A 22,971-nucleotide genomic window follows, 5' to 3' on the forward strand; every position below is an offset into this window, starting at 1 on the left:
GCTCTGAAGTGTAAGCCTATCTACTAAGTTAAGTCCACCCAAGTAAAACCGCACCATGCAAACGGGCTTAAAAAAGTTCCTTTTTTAAAGAAAGGCTAAAGGCTAACCAAAAGAAAAATCCAAACGTAAAAATCTGGTTAAGCTTTATTGAGTTCGTATGTTATCTTGGATGCATGAGTAAAAAATTTTGTAGTTTGATAGCTCTTGATATTGATGGAACTCTAGCAGTAAAAATGCAAAACATTCCACCGCTAGTGATTCATTATCTGACAACCCTACATCAGCAAGGAGCTATGTTTGTTTTTGTAACAGGACGAACATTTGAGTTTGGCTATCAGGTATTGAAAGAACTTCCCTTTAATTATTATTATGCCGCTCACAATGGAGCTATACTTCTGTCCATGCCGGAGCGCAGAGTCATTATTAAAAACTATTTAGACCACTCCATTCTTCATTCCCTGGCAAAAATTTGTGAAAGCACCTTTACTGATGGGGTAGTTTATACGGGCCTAGAAGGAAACAACCTATGTTATTACCGTCCCAACCATTTTTCTCAAAACCTTCAATACTATTTAGAAAAACGCCGTCAAAGCTTGAATGAAGAGTGGATTGCTGTAGCAAATTTTAAGGAGGTTTCTTTTAATGAATTTCCTGCCGTTAAATGTTTTGGCGATGAGAAGACAGCTCAATATGTTGCAGAAAGGATGGAAAAAAGCTTAGAATTGCATGCGCCTGTTATTAAAGATCCCTTTGGTGAGGGTTATTATATCGTTCAAGCCACTCACTCACAAGCTAATAAGGGCTACGCCCTTCGTCAGCTAATTGATCAAGTAGGATATGAAGGGGTAGTTATTGCTGCTGGCGATGATCTAAATGATCTAAGTATGTTTGAACAAGCACATATTAAAGTGGCTATGGCTGATGCTCCTTTGCAGCTTAAAGCCAAAGCAGATATTATTGCTCCGCCTGCTTCATCGTTAGGAATCATAAGAGGTTTAAAGGAAGCGCTTGCCCAGTAAATGAAAATATCGAAAAACACTCATCTATATCCTCTTGTTACTGTGGGAGCCCTAATTGTAGCCGATGACGGTGATATCTTGCTCGTGCACTCTTTTAAATGGAAGGTAGGATTTACCATTCCAGGAGGAAAAGTTGAGCTGGGAGAGTCCAGAGAGCAAGCGGTAACTCGCGAAGTTTTAGAAGAAACAGGATTATTTATTAAAGATTTGCGTTTTGCTTTGGTCCACGATTCTATATATTCTTCTGAATTCATTAACCCTAATCATTTTGTCATGAATGACTATGTCGCACGTTTATCACCAAATTCTTCTAAAAAGCATGTGATTCTTAATGCCGAAGCTGATCGCTACATTTGGATCTCTCCGAAAGAAGCCTTGCTATTAAGCTTAAATCGAGAGCTATATGCTTTGATTGAATGGTATATACAACACCCTTACCAAAACTTTTAATATGTTAGGAATCGTCGGATTTAAAAATTATCGTCTCTCTTGTATTATTGGTGTCTACCCTTACGAACGTGAGCATCCCCAAGAATTGTCAATCGATATATGCTACGAAATAGATTTTACGCGTATCGCCCTTTCAGATGACTTATCAAAAGCTGTTTGCTATGCAAGTTTAGCAGAGTTTTGCAGCCAGGTTGCCCAAGAAGGTGCTTATCAAATGCTAGAAACTTTAGCTCACGAGCTTGTTCTTAAGCTAGCAGATAAATACTCTCTTCATTGGGTAAAAGTGACGATAAGAAAGGAAAAAGCTATTTCTCTAGCATCTTGCGCATTTGTCGAGCTAGAATATGGAAATAGGCTTTCAATATGAAGTGGACATTAGTAACAGGGGGAGCTAAAAATTTAGGGGCAGCGATTTGCTTAGAGTTAGCTAAGCAAGGCCATGCTGTAGCCGTCCATTATAATACAAGCGAGGAAGAGGCCCAGCTTGTTGTAGAAAAATGCTCTAATTACCAGGTACCTGCCCAGGCAATCCAGGGCGATTTTTCTACCTTTGAGTCTACTCAACGCTTCATTAAGGAATACCAAAGGCATTTCGCTGAAACTAAAAATTTAATTAATAATGTGGGAAATTACCTGCTCGGCTCTAGCTTAAAGACAAGCATATGTCAATGGCATGATCTATTTCAAACTAATCTACATGCTCCTTATTGCCTGATAAAAAATCTTTTACCTAGCATCAAAAAATGGAAAGGATCAATTATCAATCTTGGAGTTGCTGGCTTGAATGCAAATCGTGCAGATACTTATGCAACAGCTTATACAATTTCCAAGTCAGGTCTTTTGATGCTAACTAAATCGCTAGCTCTTGAGCTTGCTGCTGATCAAGTGCGAGTAAATATGATCTCTCCAGGATATTTAGAAGAATCTATGGATTTGCCTCATCCTCTAACAAAAATTCCTATGCAGCGGGCAGGTCATAGAGATGAGGTGGCACAATTAATAGGCTACCTACTCTCTAATCAAGCCTCTTATATCACCGGACAAAACATTGAAATTGCAGGGGGAACAAGGCTATAACGATGAAAGATGATTTACCTATTCATAACACTTTAGAACGCCAGCTTAATGAGATGGCTTTGGCAGCTGGACGCAAAAGGCAGAGTAAGCAAACTGGCTTTATTCATTACTTTTATCCTGAACCCGAAGATAACCTATCTCAAACTGTTCCTACTGCTGAAAATGTCTGCTTTATCCTAGCTTTGCTAAGGAGTAAAACAGGCGAGCAGGTAGCTGAAGCTAAAGATATTTTAGAACGCTTGCTCTACTTTCAAGATCCAATAGAAGGTAATTTCCCAGTGTACATCCATGAGTACCCTTATTGTAAGGATAGATTCATAGGGGCTCACCTTTTACCCGCGTTTTATTACATATTGAAAGAGTTCCAAGCAGTTTTAGGAGCTGACCTTCGGTACCGTCTAGAATCAGCGATAAGTCATTTGCTATCTTTTCTATTAAAAGCTTATACCGAGAAAGCTTCCACCTATTCGATAGGGCTAAAAATTGCCGCTGCTGCGAAGATAGTAGGTATTGAATTAAAAAACGCAGCATTCGAAACCTATGGAGAACAGCTTTTGCAGCAGCTTCTTTCGATGGAAATGCAGGCAGCTTGGTTTATTCCTTCTTATATTGCCGATATTTGCATTGCTTTACAGCTAGCCTATACGCACATTCAACACTCAGAATGGCTCGCTTTTTGGCAACATTTAGCAGCTACTTGGCATGCGCCTACAAAATCGTATATTGGGCCATGGCTTAAGCTTTATCAAGCTAGGGATGAGCCTCAGCCGACTTTATATGATCTATATCTAGGTTATTTTGGTAAAGAATTCTCAAGCCGAGCATTAAAAGAAGCAGCTTACCATCTGCAGGCTGTACTGATACGTCCTACGGGAGAAATTTTGCCTGTTAAAAGTCTACCTTTCACTTTTGAAGGCCTTTGGCAAGAAAGCCGCTGGCTTACCCATCAAGAAAAGACCTTTGCCTACAGCTTGATTGATAAAAAAGCTCTTTTTAAAGGGTTCGAGGAAAATGCTTTTCATCCATTGAGCATCATTTGGGGGGACGAGCATAAAGTTCATTCTTTTGTATGCCAGAAAAGCAATTGGGAACATCTAGGATTTAAAGCTAAGGACGATGAAATTGAGCTAGATTTTGCTTTAGCAGCTTTACCTGACTTAGAAGAGCGCGAAAAATGTCGCGAGCTATCTTTCTTTTTTGATGTTGATCCCTCAGCTAAAATGAGTTTAGAAGGCCAATTAGCTTCTACCTTTGAAGTAGGCGAAACATTTATTTTAAATACCTCCCAGATAGCTTTATCATTAAGGATTATTAAAAGCTATGGAGAAGGGAAATTTATGGGCCATCTGATGCGTGGAAACCGATCGAGTCAAAACCAGCTTAAAGGAATTAATCGTTTCCAATCCTATGATTGGAATGTATTCATTAGAACCTTAAGGCGTAAGACCCCATGTAAACTTAAAGCCAGATTACAAATCAAGCGATGCGCAGAATAAGATTGTTAGTGCTGGTTTTTCTTTGCGCTTGTACATACAAACCTCAAAGTGAAAGTTATCGGCTTTTTTATCGTCATTTAGAGCAAGCTTGTCCTAGAAAAGCATGTGAGCAAATAAGCCCTTACTTTTTAGTTGTTCTAGTGGAAGCACGGCATCTAGACTATTCATGTCCTCGGTCTTTTTTTAAAACTTTAGCTAAACACCCTAGCGATGGTACAAAAAATGGAGATGTTGGGCATGCTTGGATTTATCTGCAGGGAGCCCTAGAGGAGGGCAGCCAAGCAGAGGGCAGCTATGTATTCTTAGAGGGAGGCCATTCGGGAGAATTAGGATATATGCAGCCTCGCTATATGGAAGGAGTATTTCTTCAAGCTGAAAAGGGAGAGAAAAACCCGATTGCTTATTTATGGCAGACCCAGCAAGATGGCTTTTTTCAATACGGTCCTGGCTGCCATTATCCCACTTTTGCAGCTAAGATAAATTTAACAGCTCCGCAGTTTCATCTGATCTTAAAATTCATAAAAAATTATTCCTACTCTAACTATGCAATCATAGGAAATCAATGCTGCTCATTTGCTGCTCAAGCTGCTGCTTTAGCAGGTCTCTTTCTTGATAGTAAAATATCCTTAAAAATAGACCCATTCTTTCATATAGGAAGCAACACAATCTGCTTGTGGGAGGATCCTTTTTATTCTCAAATTACTTTCTTTTCACCAGATGTAATGGAAAAAAGCTTAATGCAAGCTGTAGCGGAAGGGCGGGCGGAAGAAGCCCTTACTTGGTATAAAAAAAAGTATCCTTTTCGGCGGCCCCGCTGGAGAAAAGAAGATTTTTTTCTATTTCCTCAGCGTTATCTACGCTTAAAAGCTTTGTAAAAAGCTTTTATATGTTCTCAAAAGGGCATCCATGCCTGCAGTAAAGGAGGCCTATTCGCCGAAATTGTGTTACATCTAGCACCAAGGTTGAATGGCTGCATAATAGCTGCTTACAACCTTGATGTTAAATTTTTCTATACTGTTGCCTGCTCGCCAGATAAAGTAGGACTATCGACAGCTACTCCCATTGAATGTAAGCCATTGTCCACATAGATAAGAGAGCCTGTAATTGCAGAGGCCAAGGGAGAGAGTAAGAAAGCTCCCACATTCCCAACTTCTGTGGCTTGTAAATTTTTAGCTAGAGGAGCGTTAGCCTCACTATAATCAATCATGCGCTCTATAAATCCAATCGCCTTGGCAGCACGGCTGCGAAGAGGACCGGCCGAAATTGTGTTTACACGAATGTTCCATTTACGCCCCGCTTCCCAAGCTAGGGTGCGTGTATCACTTTCTAAAGCTGCCTTGGCTGAACTCATCCCTCCCCCATATCCTGGAACAGCCTTTTCTGAGGCAATGTAAGTAAGAGAAAGAGTAGCTCCACCTGCATTAATCAAAGGGCCTAGATGGGCAAGTAAACTTACGAAAGAATAAGAGGAAGCACTAATTGCAGCCAAATATCCTTTTCTGGAGGTATCAAGCAAGCTTTTTTGAACTTCAGGCCCGTTAGCTAAAGAATGCACAAAAATATCTATTTTACCGTAATCTTTTCTGATAGATTCAGCCACATCAGAAATAGTGTATTCGGTAGCTTCTTTGTATCTTTTATTTTCTTTAATTTCTTCGGGTACATCATCCATGGAGTCAAAAGAGGCATCAAGTGAATATATTTTGGCTATTTGCATAAGGGAACCATCAGACAGAACACGCGATTCATCAAATTTACCACTAGCAAAATTATTGCAAAACATTCTCATCATAGGAGTCCATGTTCCTATTAATATTTCTGCACCTGCTTCCGCAAGGGATTTAGCAATAGCCCATCCGTACCCTTGATCATCGCCTATGCCGGCAATAAAAGCTTTTTTTCCTCTAAGATCAATTTTTAGCATATATACCTCACAGTTAAAGAACGATAGAATAGAGAATTATAGGGATCTTGTAAAGGGATGTCTGCCCGTAAGCTTCGGCTGCGCATTTTAAGATAATAAAAGTTAATCCCAGCATACCTTCAGCTTAAAAACCTACACTTACCCACGCAATGCATTTCTTATCGCTTGGCTACTTAGATGAATAAAAAGACTCTAAATAAATGCTACTAAAGATCTCTCTTAATTTTTACTGACAAATAGCTTGCGCATGAATGAGAACAAAAAATATAATCTTTTTACTTTAAAACCCCAGCTTGCAAATTTCAACACAGTCTAACACTTCTTATGAAAAAATATTTAAAAATTTTTATTCTTCTTAGTCTAGCTATTATATGCGCTTATAGTGCAGGCCGTCTTTATTATGCTTTGACAGGAGGCTTTACGATAGGTAATATCAGCTCAGACTTGCCTTATAATGAAAAATGGGTCACGCCTACCTTATCTTCTTCAGAAAAGGAAGATTTACATCAAATTCTTTCTCAAAAATTTAGATATTTAGGAAAAGGATGCCAATCCTATGTGTTTGCTAGTGAAGATGGTTTATATGTTTTAAAATTTATCAAGTATCAGCGCTTTCGGCCTCAAGCCTGGCTAGATTATTTTGCTTCTATTCCCTTTGTCAATCGCTATAGGCTAGCAAAAATAGAAAAAAAACATAATAAACTTAATATGCTATTCACAAGCTGGAAAATAGCTTATGAACATCTAAAGCCAGAGACAGGTTTAGTGTATGTGCATCTTAATAAAAGTCGCGACTTAAAGAAGTCCCTTACTATTTACGATAAATTAGGTTTTGCTCATCAGCTTAACATGGATGAAATGGAATTTTTGCTGCAAAAGCGAGCCACTATGCTGTGCTCGACCATTAATAAGTTTGTTACAAATAATCAAATGGATGAGGCAAAAAAGCTTATCGACAACCTTCTTAAAATGATATTATCAGAATATCAGCGAGGATATGCCGATAATGATCATGCTTTAATGCAAAACACAGGAGCGATTGGTACTACCCCTTTTCACATAGATGTTGGACAGTTTGTAGTTAATCTTAATATTTCTGATCCAACTGTATATAAACAAGAACTTTTTAGTAAGACTTTTAAGTTTCGTTTATGGCTTGCTAAGCATCATCCCGAACTAAAGATCTATTTAGATAAACATTTACTTGAGATCATTGGCCCAGAAATGCATCAGCTTATTCCGCGGTTAAAAAATCCCCACGCCTGGTCAGTTGAGGCTTAGGAGCTCCAAGGAGCTAGTTTCTTACAAATAAATTAAGAAATGAAAAAAAATTGGATTGTAAGTCTGAAGGGATAAGGTTAGCTGTCTTTATTTTAACAAAAATCTTCCCTACCATGGTTAAAAAAGGGGAGAGGGGAGCTTCTCTAGTTAATCCAAACAACCCTTATGTAAATCCTTAGATATCCTGGCTTTTAACATGGATTTATAGGGGGTTTCCTAAAGTATTGAGGAAAAGAAGGGTAAAGTTACCTAAAAGGACACCTCAGCAAATAAGTAATGTTGTAGCTTAAGGGGAAATATCTACTTTAGGAAGATAAATAATCAAAACTGCAATTTTTAGAAGCAAGCCGTGCCCACATAAGCAATTCTTTATCAAAAGTATATAGATTAAAAAAATGCTTAAAAAAAGCCTTCCATTTTTTAATTTCCTAAAATACAAGAGGAGAGCAAGAACTAAGGAGTATGATAGCACCTTATTAGTAGGCAGCTTTATCATGCTAATTATTTTTATACAGAAGAGGCTGCTTCTTCCCATGCTTTTAAAGCTTCTTCAAATTGTTTTTCTAGCTTCTCTTTTTGGGCTATGAATCTTTGAATTTCTTCTTTAGGGGTATGAAGATAAAAATCTGCTGCTGCCATTCTTTCATCCAGGTCTTTGATTTGCTCCTCAAGTTGCTGGCATTTTTTTTCCACTTGAGCTGCTATTTTTTCCTGTTGTGATTTTTGACTACGTAGGTTTTTTTGATCCTGATAGCTTGGCTTTTCAGCTAGCTTTTCATCAGCTTTTATCTTTACCGGCTTTAAATTTTTGCTGAGCAAATCCATTTCTCTTTTTTCAATATATTCTACATAACTACAATCGTAAGTTTGTACGCCGGTGTCGCTTATCTCTATGACCTTTTTAGCAAGATGAGTGACAAAATGGCGATTGTGGCTAACAAAAAGAATGGTCCCCGTGTAATGATTTAAAGCTTCTAAAAGAGCTTCAATGGCTTCCATATCTAAGTGGTTAGTAGGCTCATCAAAAATTAAAACATTGCCTTTAAGGAGCATCATCTTAGCTAAAATGAGGCGAGCTGTTTCGCCCCCACTTAATAGATGAACAGACTTTTTCACATCATCGCCAGTGAAGAGAACACGTCCTAAAATTTCTCTTAGCTTTTGCTCAGGTATTTGAGGATCTTGTTCACTTAACCACTCCAAGAGAGAGATATTTCCATTGACTTCGCGATGATGATCTTGGGGAAAATAGGCGACTTGCGCAGCATGGCCCCATTCCCAAGAGCCTTGCTCGCACTTTAATTGCCCTGTTAAGATTTCCAATAAAGTTGACTTACCAATCCCGTTAGCGCCCACTAAGGCTATGCGTTCACCCCGTTCTACTTCAAAAGAGACTTGATGTAGCACTTGCTTGGTTCCGTAAGATTTGCAAATACCTTTGGCCTTAAGAACAAGGGCTCCAGACGAGCGATGAGGCTCAAATTTAAGCCGAGGATATAAACGAGAAGTAGGAGTAAAGTCCAGCTCAGCCATTTCATCTTCAATTTTATCTACTAATTTCATTTTGGACTGTGCTTGGCGAGCCTTACTAGCTTTAGCCTTAAAACGATCAATGAAGTTTTGCAAATCTTCTCGGCGTTTTTCCTGCTTAGCAAAGGCTAGTTCTTTTTGCTCGACAGCAGATGCTTTAGTTTTTAAGAAATCTTCGTAATTACCTTTATAAGAAGTTATTTTTTGATGATCTAAGTCCAACATATGGTCACAAATCGCGTTTAAAAAGTCTCGATCGTGCGAACTGACAAGTAATGTGCCTGGGAAATCTCTTAAGTATCCTTCCAACCATTTGATAGAATAGAGGTCTAAGTGGTTTGTCGGCTCATCGAGTAGGAGGATGTCAGGCTTGCTAAACAAAACTTGCGCTAGTAAAACACGTAGCTTATAACCTCCTGATAAAGTAGATAAGTTTTGATGATGAATGCGGTCTGGTAGCCCTAGACCTTCCAGAATTTTGCCTGCAACACTTTCTGCCGAATACCCATCTTGTTCTTCAATAATTTTTTCAAGATCAGCTAATAGATGACACTCTTCTTCATCAAATTCCGGTTTGTCTAAAAGGATATTCTTTTCTTCTAATGCTTTCCATAATTTTGCATTTCCCATCAGGACAGTATCTAAGATAGGCACCTGCTCATACAAAAAGTGATTTTGCTTCAGTGTGCCTAATGCTAATTGAGAAGGAATACAAAATTCTCCTTCTTCAGCGGTAAGGTCCCTAGCTAGAATTTTTAAGAGTGTCGATTTTCCTGCTCCATTTGCTCCGATAAGGCCATAATGGTTACCAGGGTTAAGCTGAAAAGATGCATTTTTAAAGAGGATTTTACCTCCAAAGCGCATAGAAAGGTTAGTCGCAGAAATCATAAGATAAAATAAGAGATTTAAAGTAGAATTAAAAAATTAAGGACTCTTTAAAACCTCCTAGCTATCTAGTAGGAAAGAGCCTGGATGAGGGATTTTAGCTTGCTTAGCAAAGAGTTAATCACTCTTTCAAAATTTTAATAGCTTGTGACACATTTTCTTCTGTTATCTCAGCTACGCCATATAATTTTTTACCTTTTTTAGTTTTCCCATTAACCAGAACTAATGTAGGCGTGCTGTCGATATCAAATTCTGTAGCTAGAGTCTTAAAATATTCTAAGCCAAGAGCAACCTCAGAATAATTAAGTTGAGTGTAGTGAGCATCCTGCTCTTTAGCAATTTTCTCAATTTGTTCATCCGTAGGGGTTTCGGTATCACTGGAAAGCTGAGTTAAAGAATCGCGGAGCTCTAAATATTTATTCTTATCATGAACCATAAAAGATAAGTTGTAGGGAGTGAAATTTAAGCTAGAGGGATGAATAGCAAAATCTACATAAGTTAAGCGAGTATTTTTCATAAGCGTAGGAACTAGCTCTTTTAATTTTGGCTCTAGCTGGCGACATGCAGGGCAATGCCAGTCACTAAAAAAATAGGCCTCAATTTTGCTGTTTAGATTCCCAAAGACGATGCTATTTTTAATAGAATTTTCTGCCGCTTGCAATTCATCTACTTTTGCTAATCCAACTGATGCTATAAAAAAGCCGGTAATCAGAGCCATGATAATTGCAAGCACTTTGGGTAAATTTAACGCCATTTTAATCCTTTTTGAATCAGGTAAAGGTTGTTTATAGTGGTTAAAGTAGCTTAAAAGATAAGCTAAAGAAGTAATTACTATCGAAGCTGCAATACAGAGGCATAACGGACACCATTGACCAATCCATACTTTTTGAGCATAAATAAAAACTATCTCGGCTCCTAATGCTCCTGCGAGCATGACTGCCGCCATGAAAGATAAAATTTTTTTATAATAGGCTCCCCAATGTAACAAAGATAGAACAGGAAAAAAAATCATCCCCACATATTCCAGCTGGAAACCAAATAAACGGTAATCATGTGTCGCTGCACATTCCTGGGTACAAATTTGTAGCCAAGAAATAATGGAAAATATCCCACCGGCAATGATGGCTAAACTACCAATCGCATTGAGATATTTCTGATATTTGTTAGCTGGTAAGTCTTTAGGCATCAATGAATGATTTGTACCCATATCTCCCGATATGTAAATTTTTTCATACTAAAATATTACATATTAAGTTTACTGTCAAGAGAGTTATTGGAGGCAAAAATTTCTAAATCCTATCTCAGCTATCCAGGAATATTAAAGTCGTTAGATAGCATTTTTTATGTGATTCTAAAAGGCTATCGACTTATTCATCAAAGTACTAATTAAAATAAGGGTCGAGTCTACTTTTTCTAAAATTGGAGTAACTTTTAAATTTTTTATTAAGGGCTATAAGCATAGGAGCATCTCTTGATAAGCACTATATTTTTGCCGAAAAGCCTATTAGACTCGCTATGACTCTTTATAAAAAAATGCTTACACTTTGTTACTAATATGTTTTAAAGAGGATTGCCATCAACTTTAAGCCGCCATAGGTGAGGAAGCTGTCGGATCCTTGCAGGAATAGTAGTTAGCTGATTACCATTCAGGAAAAGATTTCGCAGCTGAGAAAGCTGTCCAATAGTTGAGGGAAGAGCTGTTAGCTTGTTGCAGCTTAAGTCAAGCCATTCCAGCTGGTAGAGCTGCCCGATTTCCGCAGGCAGAGCCGTTAGCTGGTTACCTTTCAGGAAAAGATTTTGCAGCTGAGAAAGCCTTCCTATCTCAATGGGAATAACGGTTAACTGGTTGTGACTTAAGTCAAGTGTTTGCAGATAAGAAAGTTGGCCAATGACTGAAGGAAGAGAAGTAAGTTGATTACCATTCAAGGAAAGTGATTGCAGCTGAGAGAGGTGTTTGATGACTGACGGCAGATTGGTCAGCTGGCTGCCGTCTAATTTAAGCCATTGAAGTTGAGAAAGCTGAAAGAGTTCTGGCGGCAAAAAGGTCAAGCTTATCTCAAATAAATTTAAGTCGGTAATGTTTTTAACATGCTCTTCTATCCAACCTGTTAGCAGCTCTCCTTTTTGCTCTAAAGGCAGAGCTTTAATCTGTGGTTGGCATAAGTACTTGGTTCCACCTGGTAGTTCCCACCAGAGTAAAAGACGGTCAATATTCAGCAGATAGGAGGAATAATTAGAAAGAGTGAAGGCCTTGCTTTCCTGAGTATCTCTTTCAAATTCTAAGGGAGAAAGGGAGGTGACTAAGTTAAAAAGCTTTTGAAAGATATGGTTTACTTTTTCTTCAATAGTAAGATTAGGTTCAATTTTGTAAATATTATCCAAAATACCAGCTTGGTTTACTATATTCCCATTTTCATTAGGAAAATGAATCTGCATAATAGCTTTGTAAAGCGAGTTCATGGAAATAGGAGTGATAGATGGAGGAGCAAGAGCTTGAATTTCCTTAATTGAAGAAATAGACGAAGAAGAGATTGAATTAGAAGATTGAGGAGTGACTGTGGAAAGAGAGGGGGAGTTCTGATAGATTTGCTTCAGCTTTTCAGCCACAAATTGTCTAACCTTTTTATTTTCTGCTAATAATTTTTCCGCCCATTTATAACTTATCTTTTCTTTTTCAGTTAGCTCCTCACCCTCCTGACTCATCAACTCTTCGACTTGATTCTCTAATATTTTCTTTAAAATCAAGTTTTCTTGAATGGAAGACTCTTCTAACAGATCGAGTAAGAGTTCAGTATAGCGTTCTTTAGGAGAGTCTGTAGAAGAAAGGCTTTTTTCTTTGTCTTTACCTTTGCTCGAAAAAAGAGGAATAACTGGCTGCGATGATGAAGAAGCTTCGGAAGAGCATTTAAGGCAAAATTCAAGATAGGCTTGAGCTTTTTCATACGTAGGAGTTAATTGCAAAGCTTGCAGTAAAGCTTCTATAGCAGTTGCATGCTCTCCTTTTTCAGCAAGCTCTTTACCCCTTAAGAAATGTTCTACAGCTTCTTCACTGGGCTCATGCTTAAGTTCTTCTAATGGATGAGATTCAGCCGTTTCAGCCAGTTGCCTCACCGTGTAGTTGGGTGCATGCCTTTCAATAAGCTTTCTATCTAAAGGGCAAAGTTTATTGCGTGCTAAGCATTGGATGACGGTATCTTCGTTAAAGGTATGGCCACAAGGAAACAGAGTCACTGCCCGGGTCATCAACTCTCCTGAGACCGCATCTTCTATATTTTCTGAGACTGTAGTACGGAAAGCTACCTGGGTGCTAGGAGTAGAATTTGGCGGCATCATACAAGCTCCTTAAAGTTTTGTGATAAGAAATTACCTTGCCTTTTTGCCAAAAACTTACTCTTTTTCTTCTTTTTTAAGCAATTTTTAATTTTAATAGATAAAAAAGAGAAAAAAGCTTTTTCTCAATTTTATAAAGGCTCTAGCGGATTCCTTTAGCCTTTATCAATTTCATTTCAATTTTTTGCATTAGCTTCCCAAGTTTTTTTCTCACCAATTTTCTTTTATAGTCTACCGGCAGCCCTAGGTATCTGTAGGTAATTCATTTAATAACAAACGAAGGCTGTTTTTTTTCTTTATTCTTTGCTTTTGGTTCTCTTCGAATTCATTTTGTGTCCTAAGCAAGCAATTAAAATTTTAATGAGAATAATCCTCAGCATGGTTTACGTTAAAGCCCTAACTCCATTTATTCTCTCTAGGGCCTGCTTGCTAGAGAAGTAAGGATGGCCAAAAGATCTTTTCTTAAGCTAAAAAAGTTAGATAATGTAGGGTTTAAAGTCTGCATACAAAGCTTAAAGCTCTATTAGCAAGTATTTTTATTATTGAAATACTCATTAGCGCAACCTTTAGAAAAGTGAGGGGGAGTTAAGCTTTAAGGCCCCTTCTTCTAGGAGATAGCTTTTATTGCAAAGATCTGAAAGCTTATCATCATGCGTAACAATGATGATTGCTTTATCTTTTTCCAAAGCAAAATTTAAAAGAAGTTGATGAATATCTTGCGCTGTTTGCTTATCCAAGTTGCCAGAGGGCTCATCGGCAAAGATGATATCAGGATCATTGCAAAGTGCACGAGCAATCGCTATGCGCTGTTTTTCTCCACCCGATAAAAGCTTGGTATTAAAATAGGCTCGGTCTTCTAAGCCCACGCGTTTTAATAAAGCACAAGCTCTTTGATAAGCCTTACTTCCTTTGGAAATAGACTTACGAGCGATACGCGCTGGCATTAAAATGTTCTCTAGCGCTGTATAGTCTTCTAAAAGATGAAAAGATTGAAAAATAAAGGCGATGTGCTGGTTTCTAATTTTTCTGCAATTAAAAGGGTTAATGGTTTGCCCAGCAATAGCTAATCGCCCAGAGGAGGGCTTTTCTAAAGTCCCTAAGATTTGTAATAGAGTGCTTTTACCTTCGCCGGAGCGTCCTGTTATCGCCACCGTTTCTCCACGCTTAACAACTAAGTTAATGTTATTTAAAATCGATACTTTGGCAGGATAATGATAAGCTTTGCTGATATCGCTAGCTTGCAAAATAATTTCTTCCATCTTATTCCGCTCTTAAAATAGTTGAAGGTCGCAGCAAGCTTGCTTTTAAGGCAGGTACAAGGCCTGAGAATAACGAGATTAAAGCAGTAAAACTTATCACATATAATAAAGCTTCCATGCTGACTTCGTTAGGTAGGCTATCACCATAGTAGAGAGGATTAAAAGCTTCATGACCTTGGAGCCTACTTAAAAAAGTGACAAGCAACTCTAAATGCCTAAGTGTAAACAAAGCCGCTCCAATACCTATGACGCTTCCCGCTAGCCCCATCGTCATTCCACAAAACCCAAAAATACCGGCAATACTTGCTGATGATGCTCCCATGGAGCGTAGGATTCCTATCTCTAGCTTTTTGTCATTAACCAGTATAATTAGCATAGAGATAACATTTGAACAGGCCACGATAATGATCACGATGGCAATAAGCGTGAATAAGTGTTTATCACTACGCAGCTGTTGAATAATATCCTTGGTAAAATCATAGTCACGGTAGGTTTCAATCTTCCAATAAGGAGCGATGCCTGCTTCTTTGAAGGCTTGTTGCAGTTTACCATAGATTTCGTCGACTTTGCTTAAATCTGCAAAACGTAGGTTAATTCCATTGCTCTGTGCCTGACTATTATGCTGTGCAGATGCAATTAAATTAGTTAAGGCCTCGTTTACCAAAATAAACTTACCTCCAACAGGGATTAAGCCTTGATCATAAAAGCCAGCTACAAATACCTGAATGCGTTGTTCTTGCAGAGCACTGACAGTAGGAGCCTGAAAGGAAATATAGCCGCGATCACCTAGCAACACTCCCGCTTCACGAAAAGGTTTAGGTAGCAAAATCCCTTCCCCTAAAGCAGCGTCTTTAGGTAAAAACACCTTTAAATCTTCTTGCGAATTGCCTACTTTGTAAAACCAAAAAGGAGAAAGGGGAGGAAAGTTATTAAAGTGAGTTTTTATCTTAGGGTGGGCAATCAGCAAATTTCCCATAGGAATGCGTCCGCTAACTTGATGTCCTTCCATTTCAAAACTCACATCAAATAGTATTTTTTGTAGATAGAGGATTTTATCTAATGATTCCAAAATGGGCAAGGCCCTCATTTGGAAGCCACCAGGAAGTTGTTTAGGTAGCGAAGGATTTTTTTGAAGAACAGTGGGAAGAGCCCATCCAGCAGGAGGCGTTTTTAGCCAATTAACCTCAGTATACTTAAAAAAAGTTTTCAATCTTTCTCTTAAAAGTTGCTGATTAACACTATCAGCTGAAGCGGGATGATCTTCTTGGACATTTTCAGAGGCAATAGAAAGAGTATAAAGTAGATTGTTAATATCAGCATCTGAAATAGGGAGCGTCGCTTTTAAAATAGCCAAATTTTCATTATCTAAAGATCCTAGGTAAGTAGCCTGTGATAAAAAGGCTTGTGTTAAAGTAGGATGAGTCTCAGGGGTTTTTCGAAGCATACGAAGACGCAAATTGCTCGCACAAACTTCATAATCACGTGCTTTTATGGAGGGAGAGTAAGGCAAATTCTTGATAATAGAAAAAGCTTTTTTTACAGGATCTTTAAGCGATCCGTCCTCTTCTCTATCAGGTGCAGGCCAATTAAAGGGAACTTCTATATCAAGCTGCGGGTCGTAGGGATCTGACTGATCAGCTCGCCATTTTTCACCGATGGTTTTCAGGGTATAGTTAGAGTTTTCGCTAATGCTATCAATTTGGTAATAATAGGAATTATAATAAGTTTCAGTAGGCGTAAGGCGAACAGGTGCAGTGAGAGCGATTAATTTTTCTATCCAACGTTTTTCTAAACCACTTGTTACAGAAAAAAAAACTACGATTAACCATACTACAAGTGCGATGACTAATATGGAAATTAAACTAATAATAGATACAGACAATTGCCGCCAGCGGGGCCTTAAATATTTGCATGCGACAGATAATTCAAACATGCTTGTCCGTCATTAAATAGGGATTTAAAGGGAAGGGGAAAGGTTTATCTTTCCCTTAAGATTATTTGGTTTCTTTAAATTCAACGTGCTTACGTACCACTGGGTCAAACTTATTTAAGGTCATACGTTCGGGGCTATTTGTCTTGTTTTTTACTGTATGATAATGGTAGTGACTGGCGGAACTTTTAAGCTTAATTTTTTCTCTTTTTCTACTGGCCATTTTTTAAACTCCGAAAACTTTCAACATAATTTATAAACCTATTATCATATGACTAAATAGCAATTTATCTCAAGAGTTAAATGTTAAAACAAGCGCTTCCTGTTAGAAGAAATTCCCTTGCAGTAATCCCCATAAAAAGATTTCTTATAAAGGGATTAAAAGAGGGTATGAGTCGATCCTTGATAGTAGGTTCCTTATCTTTAACTCCCAAGCTTTATTAAAGAAGATGTTAAATGCTAACAACTTAATTAATCTTCCTAGGAAAAATTGAACTTAAGTTTTTAATGATTTTCAATACAGCAATTCCACGGGAGGAGAGAGATTTGGAATTCTATTAACCCAAATATGCTTAGCTAAGCACTCACAATTTAAAGCCTATACAAATGATTTACACTATGCTTGCTGATTTACTAAGAAGCACTTTCTCTCTTTTTGCATTTATTACATTTAAATACTTGAAACTTACCTAATCGTTTTTAATACTTTCTAGTATTTCATAAAATTTTTATAAACAGGATTACCTTCTAGTATAAGATTTTTAAGATTAGGCACTTGGGGAGGGGGAGTTATTATCGACTGACTGTTAAAGGAAAGCTGCTGCAACTGTAAGAACTGTCTAAAGCTTGCAGGAATGGTTGCTAGCTGATTGTGACTTAAGTCAATCGTTTGCAGTGCAGGAAGCTTTAACTTTGCTGGCAAAACAGCTAGCTGATTGCGCCTTAAGTCAAGGTGTTGTAGACAAGGAAGCTGTCCAATAGCTTTAGGAATAGAAGTTAATTGGTTATTGCTTAAGTGAAGCGATTGCAGCTGAGAAAGCTGTGCAAGGGCTGCAGGAAGAGCATTTAACTCATTATCACTTAAATCAAGCACGTTTAACAGAAGAAGCTCTCCTATGTCGGTAGGAATAGAAGCTAATTGGTTATGGTTTAAACTGAGGGTTTGAAGCTCAGTAAGTTGTCCAATCGTTGTAGGAATGGCTGTTAGCTGGTTGTAGCTTAAGTCAAGCTCTTGTAATTCAGAGAGCTGTCCCACAATCTTAGGAATAATACTTAGCCGGTTGTGACCTAATCCAAGATCTTTCAGCTTAAAAAGCTGTCCTACTTCTATAGGTAAAGTATTTAGCTGGTTGCGGTCTAAATTCAGTATACGAACCGCAGTGAGCTGCCCTATGGCGGGAGGAATCATGGTTAGTTGATTGTGGCTTAAGTAGAGCTCTTGCAGTTGAGAGAGTTGCCCTAGTTGTGTAGGTAGAGTAGTTAATTGGTTGCGACTTAAGTCCACCATTTGCAACCCTGCAAGCTGTCCGATAGCGGGAGGAATAGCCGTTAGATTATTATTCACTAATGTTAGCCATTCCAGATTAGAAAGCTGCCCGATAGCTGTAGGCAGGGAGGCTAAATGATTATTATTCACGCCAAGCTCTCTAAGCTCAAAAAGCTGATCTATTTCTGTAGGTAAAGCGGTTAGATAATTATCGTTTAAGCCGAGCTGCTGCAATCGAGGAAGCTGCCCAATTTCTTTAGGAAGAACAGTTAGTCTGTTACGATCTAAGGAAAGTTCATGTAATTGAGAAAGCTGAAAGAGTTCAGGGGGTAGAACTGCTAGCTTATTATTTTCTAATGAGAGGGATTGCAGCTGAGAAAGCTGTCCAATGGCTGCAGGAAGAGTGTGGATCTGATTATGGCCTAAATACAGTTGCTGCAGCTCTGCAAGCTGCCCAATAGTTAGGGGAAGAGCTATCAGGTGATTATTTGATGCCACAAGCTTTTTAAGCTTAGAGAGGCGACCGATACACGCAGGAAGAATGGTTAGCTGGTTACCGCCTATACAAAGCTCTTGTAACTGAGAAAACTTTTCTAATTCTGGAGGCAACATGGTTAAACTGGAAAAATTTAAATCTAAATGTGTAATAGTTTTAGCATGAACTTCAATCCATTGGCTTAATAGCTCTCCTTTTTCTTTTAAAGATAAAGCTTTAATTTTTGGTTGGTTTAAGTACTCTGTTCCTCCAGGCAGCTTGTGCCATAGTAAAAGACGGTTGATATTCAGTAGGTAAGAGAAATAATTAGAATGGGTAAAAGCCCTGGATTTTTTTGGAGTCTTTTCAAGCTCTACAGGGGCAAGATTGGCCGCTAGGGTAAAAAGTTTTGAAAAGATATGAACGACTTTCTCTTCAACTGAGCAATCTGGTTTAATTTTGTAGATTTTATCTAAAATGCTAGCTTGCTCTGTAAAATCCCCGTTCTCTTCAGGAAAATGAATCTGGAGAATTTCTTTGTAAAGCGACGGCATCGAAATGTCGATGGTGGATTGAGGAGAAAGGGCTTGAATATAAGCTGGGCCTGTAGGCAAATTGGCCAGAGGTGTAGGCAAAGAGGAGGCAGAAATGAAAGTTTGAGGAGCTAATGGGGAAAGAGGCGAAGAGCTTGGGTAAACCTGCTGCAGTTTCTCTGCTCCAAATTGCCTCACTGTGTTAACTTTTTCTAATAATTCCTCCGAATCTTTATCATCTACTTTTTCTTTACCCTTTGGCTCTTTGCTCTCCTGGTCAAATAACTCTTCCTCTTGATTATCTGATACCTTTTCTAGATTTAAGTCGCCTAGGACCAAAGAATCTATCACTATCTTTGATAAGAGTCTAGGGTCGAACCTTTTAAAAGAGCTTCCAGCATAAGCTTGAGTTTTTTTATCTGTATGGATTGATTGCATGGCGTCTTTTTTCACTAAATCTTTTAGGAATAATTCGCATTCTCCTTTCTTAGAATTATTTTTGTCCTGCAAGAAGGCTGGTCGAACGTCATAGTTGGGTGTATACTTTTCAATAACCTTGCTATCATGAAGGCCAAGCTTACGGCAAGCTAAACAGTGAATCTCATCGTTTTTGTCGAGGGTATGCCCACAAGGCAACGAAGTAACCGCCTGCTTTGTTGGTTCTCCTAGATGAGCATCTTCTGCATTCTCTGTAGGGAGGGCACGAGCAGTGGTCTGGGTACTAGAAGTGGAAGTTGGCGGCAGCATATTAAGCTCCATTAAGATTTAGATTAAGCTTTTTCTTCAAAATCAAGCTTTACTTGATTTTTCCTAAATTGCATCGATTTATTTATGCTAAATATGATCTTTCTTTTTATTTTTTAGCAACTGTCATTTAATAAACAAAAAAATTCTAGAAGATGTCATTTTAAATTAAGATTCATCCTATTACTTTTTAAGGAAATCGTGTTTATACGTTCAAAGAAAAAATTACTTTTCTGAAAAAACAGGCTCTTTTCTTAAGAATAAATCTTTATAAGCATAGAATTGGATTATGAATACTTACTAACAAATTCACAAGCTATGATTTATACTTCAATGTCCTAGGATCATGTTAAGGGAAAGATAGGTATCGGGGCACCTTCTTAGGATGGATTAAAAAGAAAGGGAGGTAGCAGCCTCTAGCGTCAAATCATCCCCGCTGCCTTTATGTTTATAAATATGATAAGCTAGCCCTGCTATCATAGCTGCATTATCCAAGCTTAGCCCTAGAGATGGCCAATATTGTCGGTAGCGGTTACCTTTTTCGATAAACATCTTACGTAAAGCTTTGTTATTAGTAACACCGCCACCAAAAACTAAAGTTTTACAATTATATTTTTCTGCTGCATGTAAAGTTTTTTTTAAAATGTCAGAAAAAGCCGCATATTGAAAGGAAGCGGCTAAATCAGATTTATCAGACGTTAAGTTATAAGTGTATAAGACTCCGGTCTTTAATCCACTAAAAGAGAAGTCAAATGGTTTACCTTTTACAGTACCTGCTTTTAAAGGATAGCGTAAACTAGATCCTTTTTCCGCTAGCGCTTCGATAGGAGGGCCGCCAGGATAAGGCAATCCCATAATTTTAGCCACTTTATCAAAAGCTTCGCCAATAGCATCATCTACCGTTTGGCCTATCAGTTCATATTTCCCTATCTCGTGCATACATATAAGGCTCGTATGTCCCCCAGATAGAACAATACCAAGGCATGGAAATTCAGCACTAGGATTTGACATGAGAGCAGCATATAGATGAGCTTCGACATGATTGACGCCTACATATGGCTTGTTCATACATAGCGCTATGGTTTTAATAGCATTTAAGCCTATAAGCACAGCGCCGATCAGCCCGGGGCCATAGGCGACTGAAAAAAGATCAATATCTTCGAGTTTGCAATTGGCCTCTTGGAGAGCTTGATCGATGATGGGAAAAAGCACATCGACATGTTTACGACAAGCTAGCTCCGGAACAACTCCTCCAAACTCTTGGTGTAAATCAATTTGGGAAAAGACGACATTAGAAAGAATCTCCCTTCCGTCTTTTACTACTGCACAGGCAGTTTCATCACATGTTGTTTCAATTCCTAGGACTAACATAAGCAATATAAGTTACTACAGCGGCTATTTGTAAATCTATTCTATTTTTTATGGATGATAGCTTGGCTCAATTCAAATGCAAAAGAGGAAAAATAAATTAATGACAGATCGACAATGGATTTATCATTCTAGGCGAGCTTTTTAAAACCATTCAAGTATGCTTTTTTGACTTTAATGAATAAACTAGGCGAGAATTTAACTTGGAGAAATGCAGCTATAGCTAGCTAGCAAAAATTTTTAAGAAAAGCCACCTGAAACGCTGGCTACCCATGCCTTTATGAACTCCTTTATTTTAAGTTAGCAAGTTAAGCTATATCTCTAATCACTATCCTTATATTTTAAAATGCATATTCAACCTTTAAATATAGCGATGATTCATTTTGCCAGCAAAGATTTAGAGTTATCATCTAAAATCCATAAGGCTTTGTGAGTAGGTGTACCAACTTTTTGCACAGGGATTAGCTCGGGGTTATAGGGCCCCTTTAATGCTTGAAAGACCATATCTTCTTTGCCCTTTCCAAATACATATAGCAAAATGTATGAAGCGGCATTAATACACTCATAAGTAAGAGTCATACGCCATGTGTTTTTTTGAGGGATAAAATTACCGATAACTAAACGATCGCCTGCATGCAGGCCGCTTGTTTGAGGAAAGAGTGAGGCAGTATGCCCATCTTCTCCCATACCTAAAAGCACGGCATCAAAGTTTTTTTTCGGGATTTTAGTTTGAATCAAATGTTGGTAATGCCTAGCATTCTCTTCTATATTATTTTCAGCTTGCATCCGAAAAATATTAGTCGCTTTCAGCGGCAATGCATTAAAACCTGCTTCCATAGCATTTAAATAATTGCTTTCTGGGTGGGTGGGAGGCACGCTACGCTCATCGCTCCAAAATAGTAGTACTTTTGACCAGTCAATTCTTTCGCGATTTTCTAAAGAGGTAAGAATTTGAAAGATAGCTTTAGGAGTACTTCCTCCCGACAATGCTACTGCAAAGTAGCCCTGATTTTCAATACATGTATTTGCAAGATTAATGAATTGTTCCACACAATAAAGGAGGGCCTCTCGATAGTTTCCAGCAGCAACCAGATCTCTTCTATCATCAAACACTTGTATTTTAGTTTTCCACGAGGAATTTAGCATAAGACCTAGATATTTTTTGTTTTTAGCCTAGCTTATCATGAATGCTTCTTAAAGCATAAAAATCTTTTTACTTATCTCTACTCATTGGGTGTAAACAAAAGTGTTGGCAATCTTTTTTAAGCCGCAGCTTTGTAAGAATTCCAGTAAGCTTCCCAATAACCATTTAATCTACCTATTCTTAAGCTTAGCATCGCATTAGCATTTTCTGTCTTCCACCAAGCTCCCGCTATCTTCAGCCTCTTTTGTACCACATGTCTATGACTACTTTCTATCTCGCCTGACCCAATCGGTAAGCCCTTATCTAAAGCGCTTTTATAATTCATCATATCCAGTCTTTTTTCCATATACCTATAGCATCTTACTAAGCCATTCTCCTGCTCAGGATGATCTAGCGCCTTGAACTTATTTTCAATCTCTTTGAAAACTTCTTGGCTTTTTCCAGCTTTTAACTTCTCTTTACTTTCTTCTAACCACTTTTTTGGCTCAAAAATATTGCACCAAATGGCAGCCTCGGATAAATATCCACACAGATGATAAAAATCAATTAAGTGGCCGCTTCGATTGCAAAATTTTAGCTTTACTTGTTCAGCTATCCACGGAGCACCATCACTTATGGCATGCACATAGCTGCCTTCTTTCAGACCCGCTAAAGAAGCACATTCTAGCATCTGTTGACCTGCTTGTTCTGCCGTCCCAATACTACCAGCATAAAAGCGGTTGGCTCTGTCATTGCCTCTTGCTAAACTTAGTTTGGCTTCTTTCCAACATACTTTCCTTGCTTTTCTTGCATCTTTTTTTGCTTGTTTGTCAATCTGGTCTATCTCCACAATGGGTACCATACTCCCATCTGTTTCACTGATAATGATTGCTTCTTGACTAACCGCTTCTTTTTTTAGCTTAGCTATTCTGCTTGCATGCTTTTGGGTAATCAATCTAACCATGGAAGAAGAAGCTTCAATTCCATAATGTTCCTTCATCTTTTCTCCTACTTTTCCAAAAGCAATATCTGCTCCAAAGTCGGTTATTGCTCGCTCTAAT

General features: G+C 38.2%; 18 protein-coding genes. 7 read left to right on the plus strand and 11 right to left on the minus strand.

All coding sequences use genetic code 11. The annotated features are described in order from the left end of the window. Positions 1-173: 173 nt before the first annotated feature. From NEOC84_RS02670 to NEOC84_RS02695, 6 genes are read left to right on the plus strand one after another with little or no spacing between them, the layout of a single operon-like run. Positions 174-1,019 carry an HAD family hydrolase gene (locus tag NEOC84_RS02670; RefSeq protein WP_166155050.1) on the plus strand — a complete coding sequence of 282 codons (846 nt, stop codon included), beginning with the start codon at positions 174-176 and terminating at the stop codon, positions 1,017-1,019. Continuing rightward, on the plus strand, positions 1,020-1,469 hold the full coding sequence (locus NEOC84_RS02675; protein WP_166155052.1) for an NUDIX domain-containing protein: 450 nt from the start codon (positions 1,020-1,022) through the stop codon (positions 1,467-1,469). 1 nt (position 1,470) lies between these two features. Next, on the plus strand, positions 1,471-1,836 hold the full coding sequence (locus NEOC84_RS02680; protein WP_166155054.1) for a dihydroneopterin aldolase: 366 nt from the start codon (positions 1,471-1,473) through the stop codon (positions 1,834-1,836). Further along, entirely contained in the window at positions 1,833-2,546 is a 714-nt protein-coding gene (locus tag NEOC84_RS02685; RefSeq protein ID WP_166155056.1) for an SDR family oxidoreductase, read from the plus strand. Before NEOC84_RS02680 ends, NEOC84_RS02685 begins: the two co-directional genes overlap by 4 nt. Before the next feature lie 2 nt (positions 2,547-2,548). Next, complete coding sequence (locus tag NEOC84_RS02690) at positions 2,549-4,042, plus strand: hypothetical protein (RefSeq protein WP_166155058.1); 1,494 nt, start codon at positions 2,549-2,551, stop codon at positions 4,040-4,042. Between the two features lie 8 nt (positions 4,043-4,050). Continuing rightward, complete coding sequence (locus NEOC84_RS02695; protein ID WP_166155060.1) at positions 4,051-4,917, plus strand: hypothetical protein; 867 nt, start codon at positions 4,051-4,053, stop codon at positions 4,915-4,917. A 134-nt stretch (positions 4,918-5,051) separates the two neighbouring features. Here the strand turns inward: NEOC84_RS02695 and NEOC84_RS02700 are convergent, their stop codons facing one another. Continuing rightward, positions 5,052-5,966 carry an enoyl-[acyl-carrier-protein] reductase gene (locus tag NEOC84_RS02700; RefSeq protein ID WP_166155062.1) on the minus strand — a complete coding sequence of 305 codons (915 nt, stop codon included), beginning with the start codon at positions 5,964-5,966 and terminating at the stop codon, positions 5,052-5,054. A gap of 324 nt (positions 5,967-6,290) precedes the next feature. On the opposite strand from NEOC84_RS02700, the gene NEOC84_RS02705 reads away from it, so the two are divergent. Continuing rightward, positions 6,291-7,247, plus strand: coding sequence for a hypothetical protein (locus NEOC84_RS02705; protein WP_166155064.1), 957 nt, complete (start codon positions 6,291-6,293; stop codon positions 7,245-7,247). Between the two features lie 507 nt (positions 7,248-7,754). On the opposite strand, the gene abc-f is transcribed toward NEOC84_RS02705, so the two are convergent. The 10 genes from abc-f to NEOC84_RS02755 form a co-directional block, all read right to left on the minus strand. Further along, entirely contained in the window at positions 7,755-9,665 is a 1,911-nt protein-coding gene (abc-f, locus tag NEOC84_RS02710; RefSeq protein WP_166155067.1) for a ribosomal protection-like ABC-F family protein, read from the minus strand. A 118-nt stretch (positions 9,666-9,783) separates the two neighbouring features. Next, the gene (locus NEOC84_RS02715) at positions 9,784-10,869 is read right to left on the minus strand and encodes a thioredoxin domain-containing protein (protein WP_166155069.1); all 1,086 of its coding nucleotides are present in this window, start codon (positions 10,867-10,869) and stop codon (positions 9,784-9,786) included. Between the two features lie 353 nt (positions 10,870-11,222). Then, positions 11,223-12,995 (minus strand): leucine-rich repeat domain-containing protein, encoded by a 1,773-nt coding sequence (locus tag NEOC84_RS02720; RefSeq protein ID WP_166155071.1) that lies wholly within the window; start codon positions 12,993-12,995, stop codon positions 11,223-11,225. A gap of 563 nt (positions 12,996-13,558) precedes the next feature. Beyond that, positions 13,559-14,251, minus strand: a complete 693-nt coding sequence (locus NEOC84_RS02725; RefSeq protein ID WP_166155073.1) for an ABC transporter ATP-binding protein — start codon at positions 14,249-14,251, stop codon at positions 13,559-13,561. 1 nt (position 14,252) lies between these two features. After that, a complete protein-coding gene (locus NEOC84_RS02730; RefSeq protein WP_166155075.1) occupies positions 14,253-16,184 on the minus strand; it encodes an FtsX-like permease family protein in 1,932 nt (643 codons plus the stop codon). A gap of 61 nt (positions 16,185-16,245) precedes the next feature. Beyond that, positions 16,246-16,404, minus strand: coding sequence for a 50S ribosomal protein L33 (gene rpmG, locus NEOC84_RS02735; RefSeq protein ID WP_079979843.1), 159 nt, complete (start codon positions 16,402-16,404; stop codon positions 16,246-16,248). Between the two features lie 486 nt (positions 16,405-16,890). Next, the gene (locus NEOC84_RS02740) at positions 16,891-19,422 is read right to left on the minus strand and encodes a leucine-rich repeat domain-containing protein (protein ID WP_166155077.1); all 2,532 of its coding nucleotides are present in this window, start codon (positions 19,420-19,422) and stop codon (positions 16,891-16,893) included. Positions 19,423-19,809: 387 nt separating this feature from the next. After that, positions 19,810-20,790 (minus strand): tRNA (adenosine(37)-N6)-threonylcarbamoyltransferase complex transferase subunit TsaD, encoded by a 981-nt coding sequence (tsaD, locus tag NEOC84_RS02745; RefSeq protein ID WP_166155093.1) that lies wholly within the window; start codon positions 20,788-20,790, stop codon positions 19,810-19,812. A 375-nt stretch (positions 20,791-21,165) separates the two neighbouring features. After that, entirely contained in the window at positions 21,166-21,933 is a 768-nt protein-coding gene (gene pgl / locus NEOC84_RS02750) for a 6-phosphogluconolactonase (RefSeq protein WP_166155079.1), read from the minus strand. A 116-nt stretch (positions 21,934-22,049) separates the two neighbouring features. Next, positions 22,050-22,971 (minus strand): hypothetical protein (locus NEOC84_RS02755; RefSeq protein ID WP_166155082.1); only part of this gene is annotated, 922 nt, incomplete at its 5' end.

Source organism: Neochlamydia sp. AcF84 (assembly GCF_011087585.1).
Classification (GTDB): Bacteria; Chlamydiota; Chlamydiia; order Chlamydiales; family Parachlamydiaceae; genus Neochlamydia.

What these genes read in the sequence shown, in the direction of transcription:
- NEOC84_RS02670 (WP_166155050.1), top strand. Translation starts at nt 174, where the DNA reads ATGAGTAAAAAATTTTGTAGTTTGATAGCTCTTGATATTGATGGAACT.
- NEOC84_RS02675 (WP_166155052.1), top strand. Translation starts at nt 1,020, where the DNA reads ATGAAAATATCGAAAAACACTCATCTATATCCTCTTGTTACTGTGGGA.
- NEOC84_RS02680 (WP_166155054.1), top strand. Translation starts at nt 1,471, where the DNA reads ATGTTAGGAATCGTCGGATTTAAAAATTATCGTCTCTCTTGTATTATT.
- NEOC84_RS02685 (WP_166155056.1), top strand. Translation starts at nt 1,833, where the DNA reads ATGAAGTGGACATTAGTAACAGGGGGAGCTAAAAATTTAGGGGCAGCG.
- NEOC84_RS02690 (WP_166155058.1), top strand. Translation starts at nt 2,549, where the DNA reads ATGAAAGATGATTTACCTATTCATAACACTTTAGAACGCCAGCTTAAT.
- NEOC84_RS02700 (WP_166155062.1), bottom strand. Translation starts at nt 5,966, where the DNA reads ATGCTAAAAATTGATCTTAGAGGAAAAAAAGCTTTTATTGCCGGCATA.
- NEOC84_RS02705 (WP_166155064.1), top strand. Translation starts at nt 6,291, where the DNA reads ATGAAAAAATATTTAAAAATTTTTATTCTTCTTAGTCTAGCTATTATA.
- abc-f (WP_166155067.1), bottom strand. Translation starts at nt 9,665, where the DNA reads ATGATTTCTGCGACTAACCTTTCTATGCGCTTTGGAGGTAAAATCCTC.
- NEOC84_RS02715 (WP_166155069.1), bottom strand. Translation starts at nt 10,869, where the DNA reads ATGGGTACAAATCATTCATTGATGCCTAAAGACTTACCAGCTAACAAA.
- NEOC84_RS02720 (WP_166155071.1), bottom strand. Translation starts at nt 12,995, where the DNA reads ATGATGCCGCCAAATTCTACTCCTAGCACCCAGGTAGCTTTCCGTACT.
- NEOC84_RS02725 (WP_166155073.1), bottom strand. Translation starts at nt 14,251, where the DNA reads ATGGAAGAAATTATTTTGCAAGCTAGCGATATCAGCAAAGCTTATCAT.
- NEOC84_RS02730 (WP_166155075.1), bottom strand. Translation starts at nt 16,184, where the DNA reads ATGTTTGAATTATCTGTCGCATGCAAATATTTAAGGCCCCGCTGGCGG.
- rpmG (WP_079979843.1), bottom strand. Translation starts at nt 16,404, where the DNA reads ATGGCCAGTAGAAAAAGAGAAAAAATTAAGCTTAAAAGTTCCGCCAGT.
- NEOC84_RS02740 (WP_166155077.1), bottom strand. Translation starts at nt 19,422, where the DNA reads ATGCTGCCGCCAACTTCCACTTCTAGTACCCAGACCACTGCTCGTGCC.
- tsaD (WP_166155093.1), bottom strand. Translation starts at nt 20,790, where the DNA reads ATGTTAGTCCTAGGAATTGAAACAACATGTGATGAAACTGCCTGTGCA.
- pgl (WP_166155079.1), bottom strand. Translation starts at nt 21,933, where the DNA reads ATGCTAAATTCCTCGTGGAAAACTAAAATACAAGTGTTTGATGATAGA.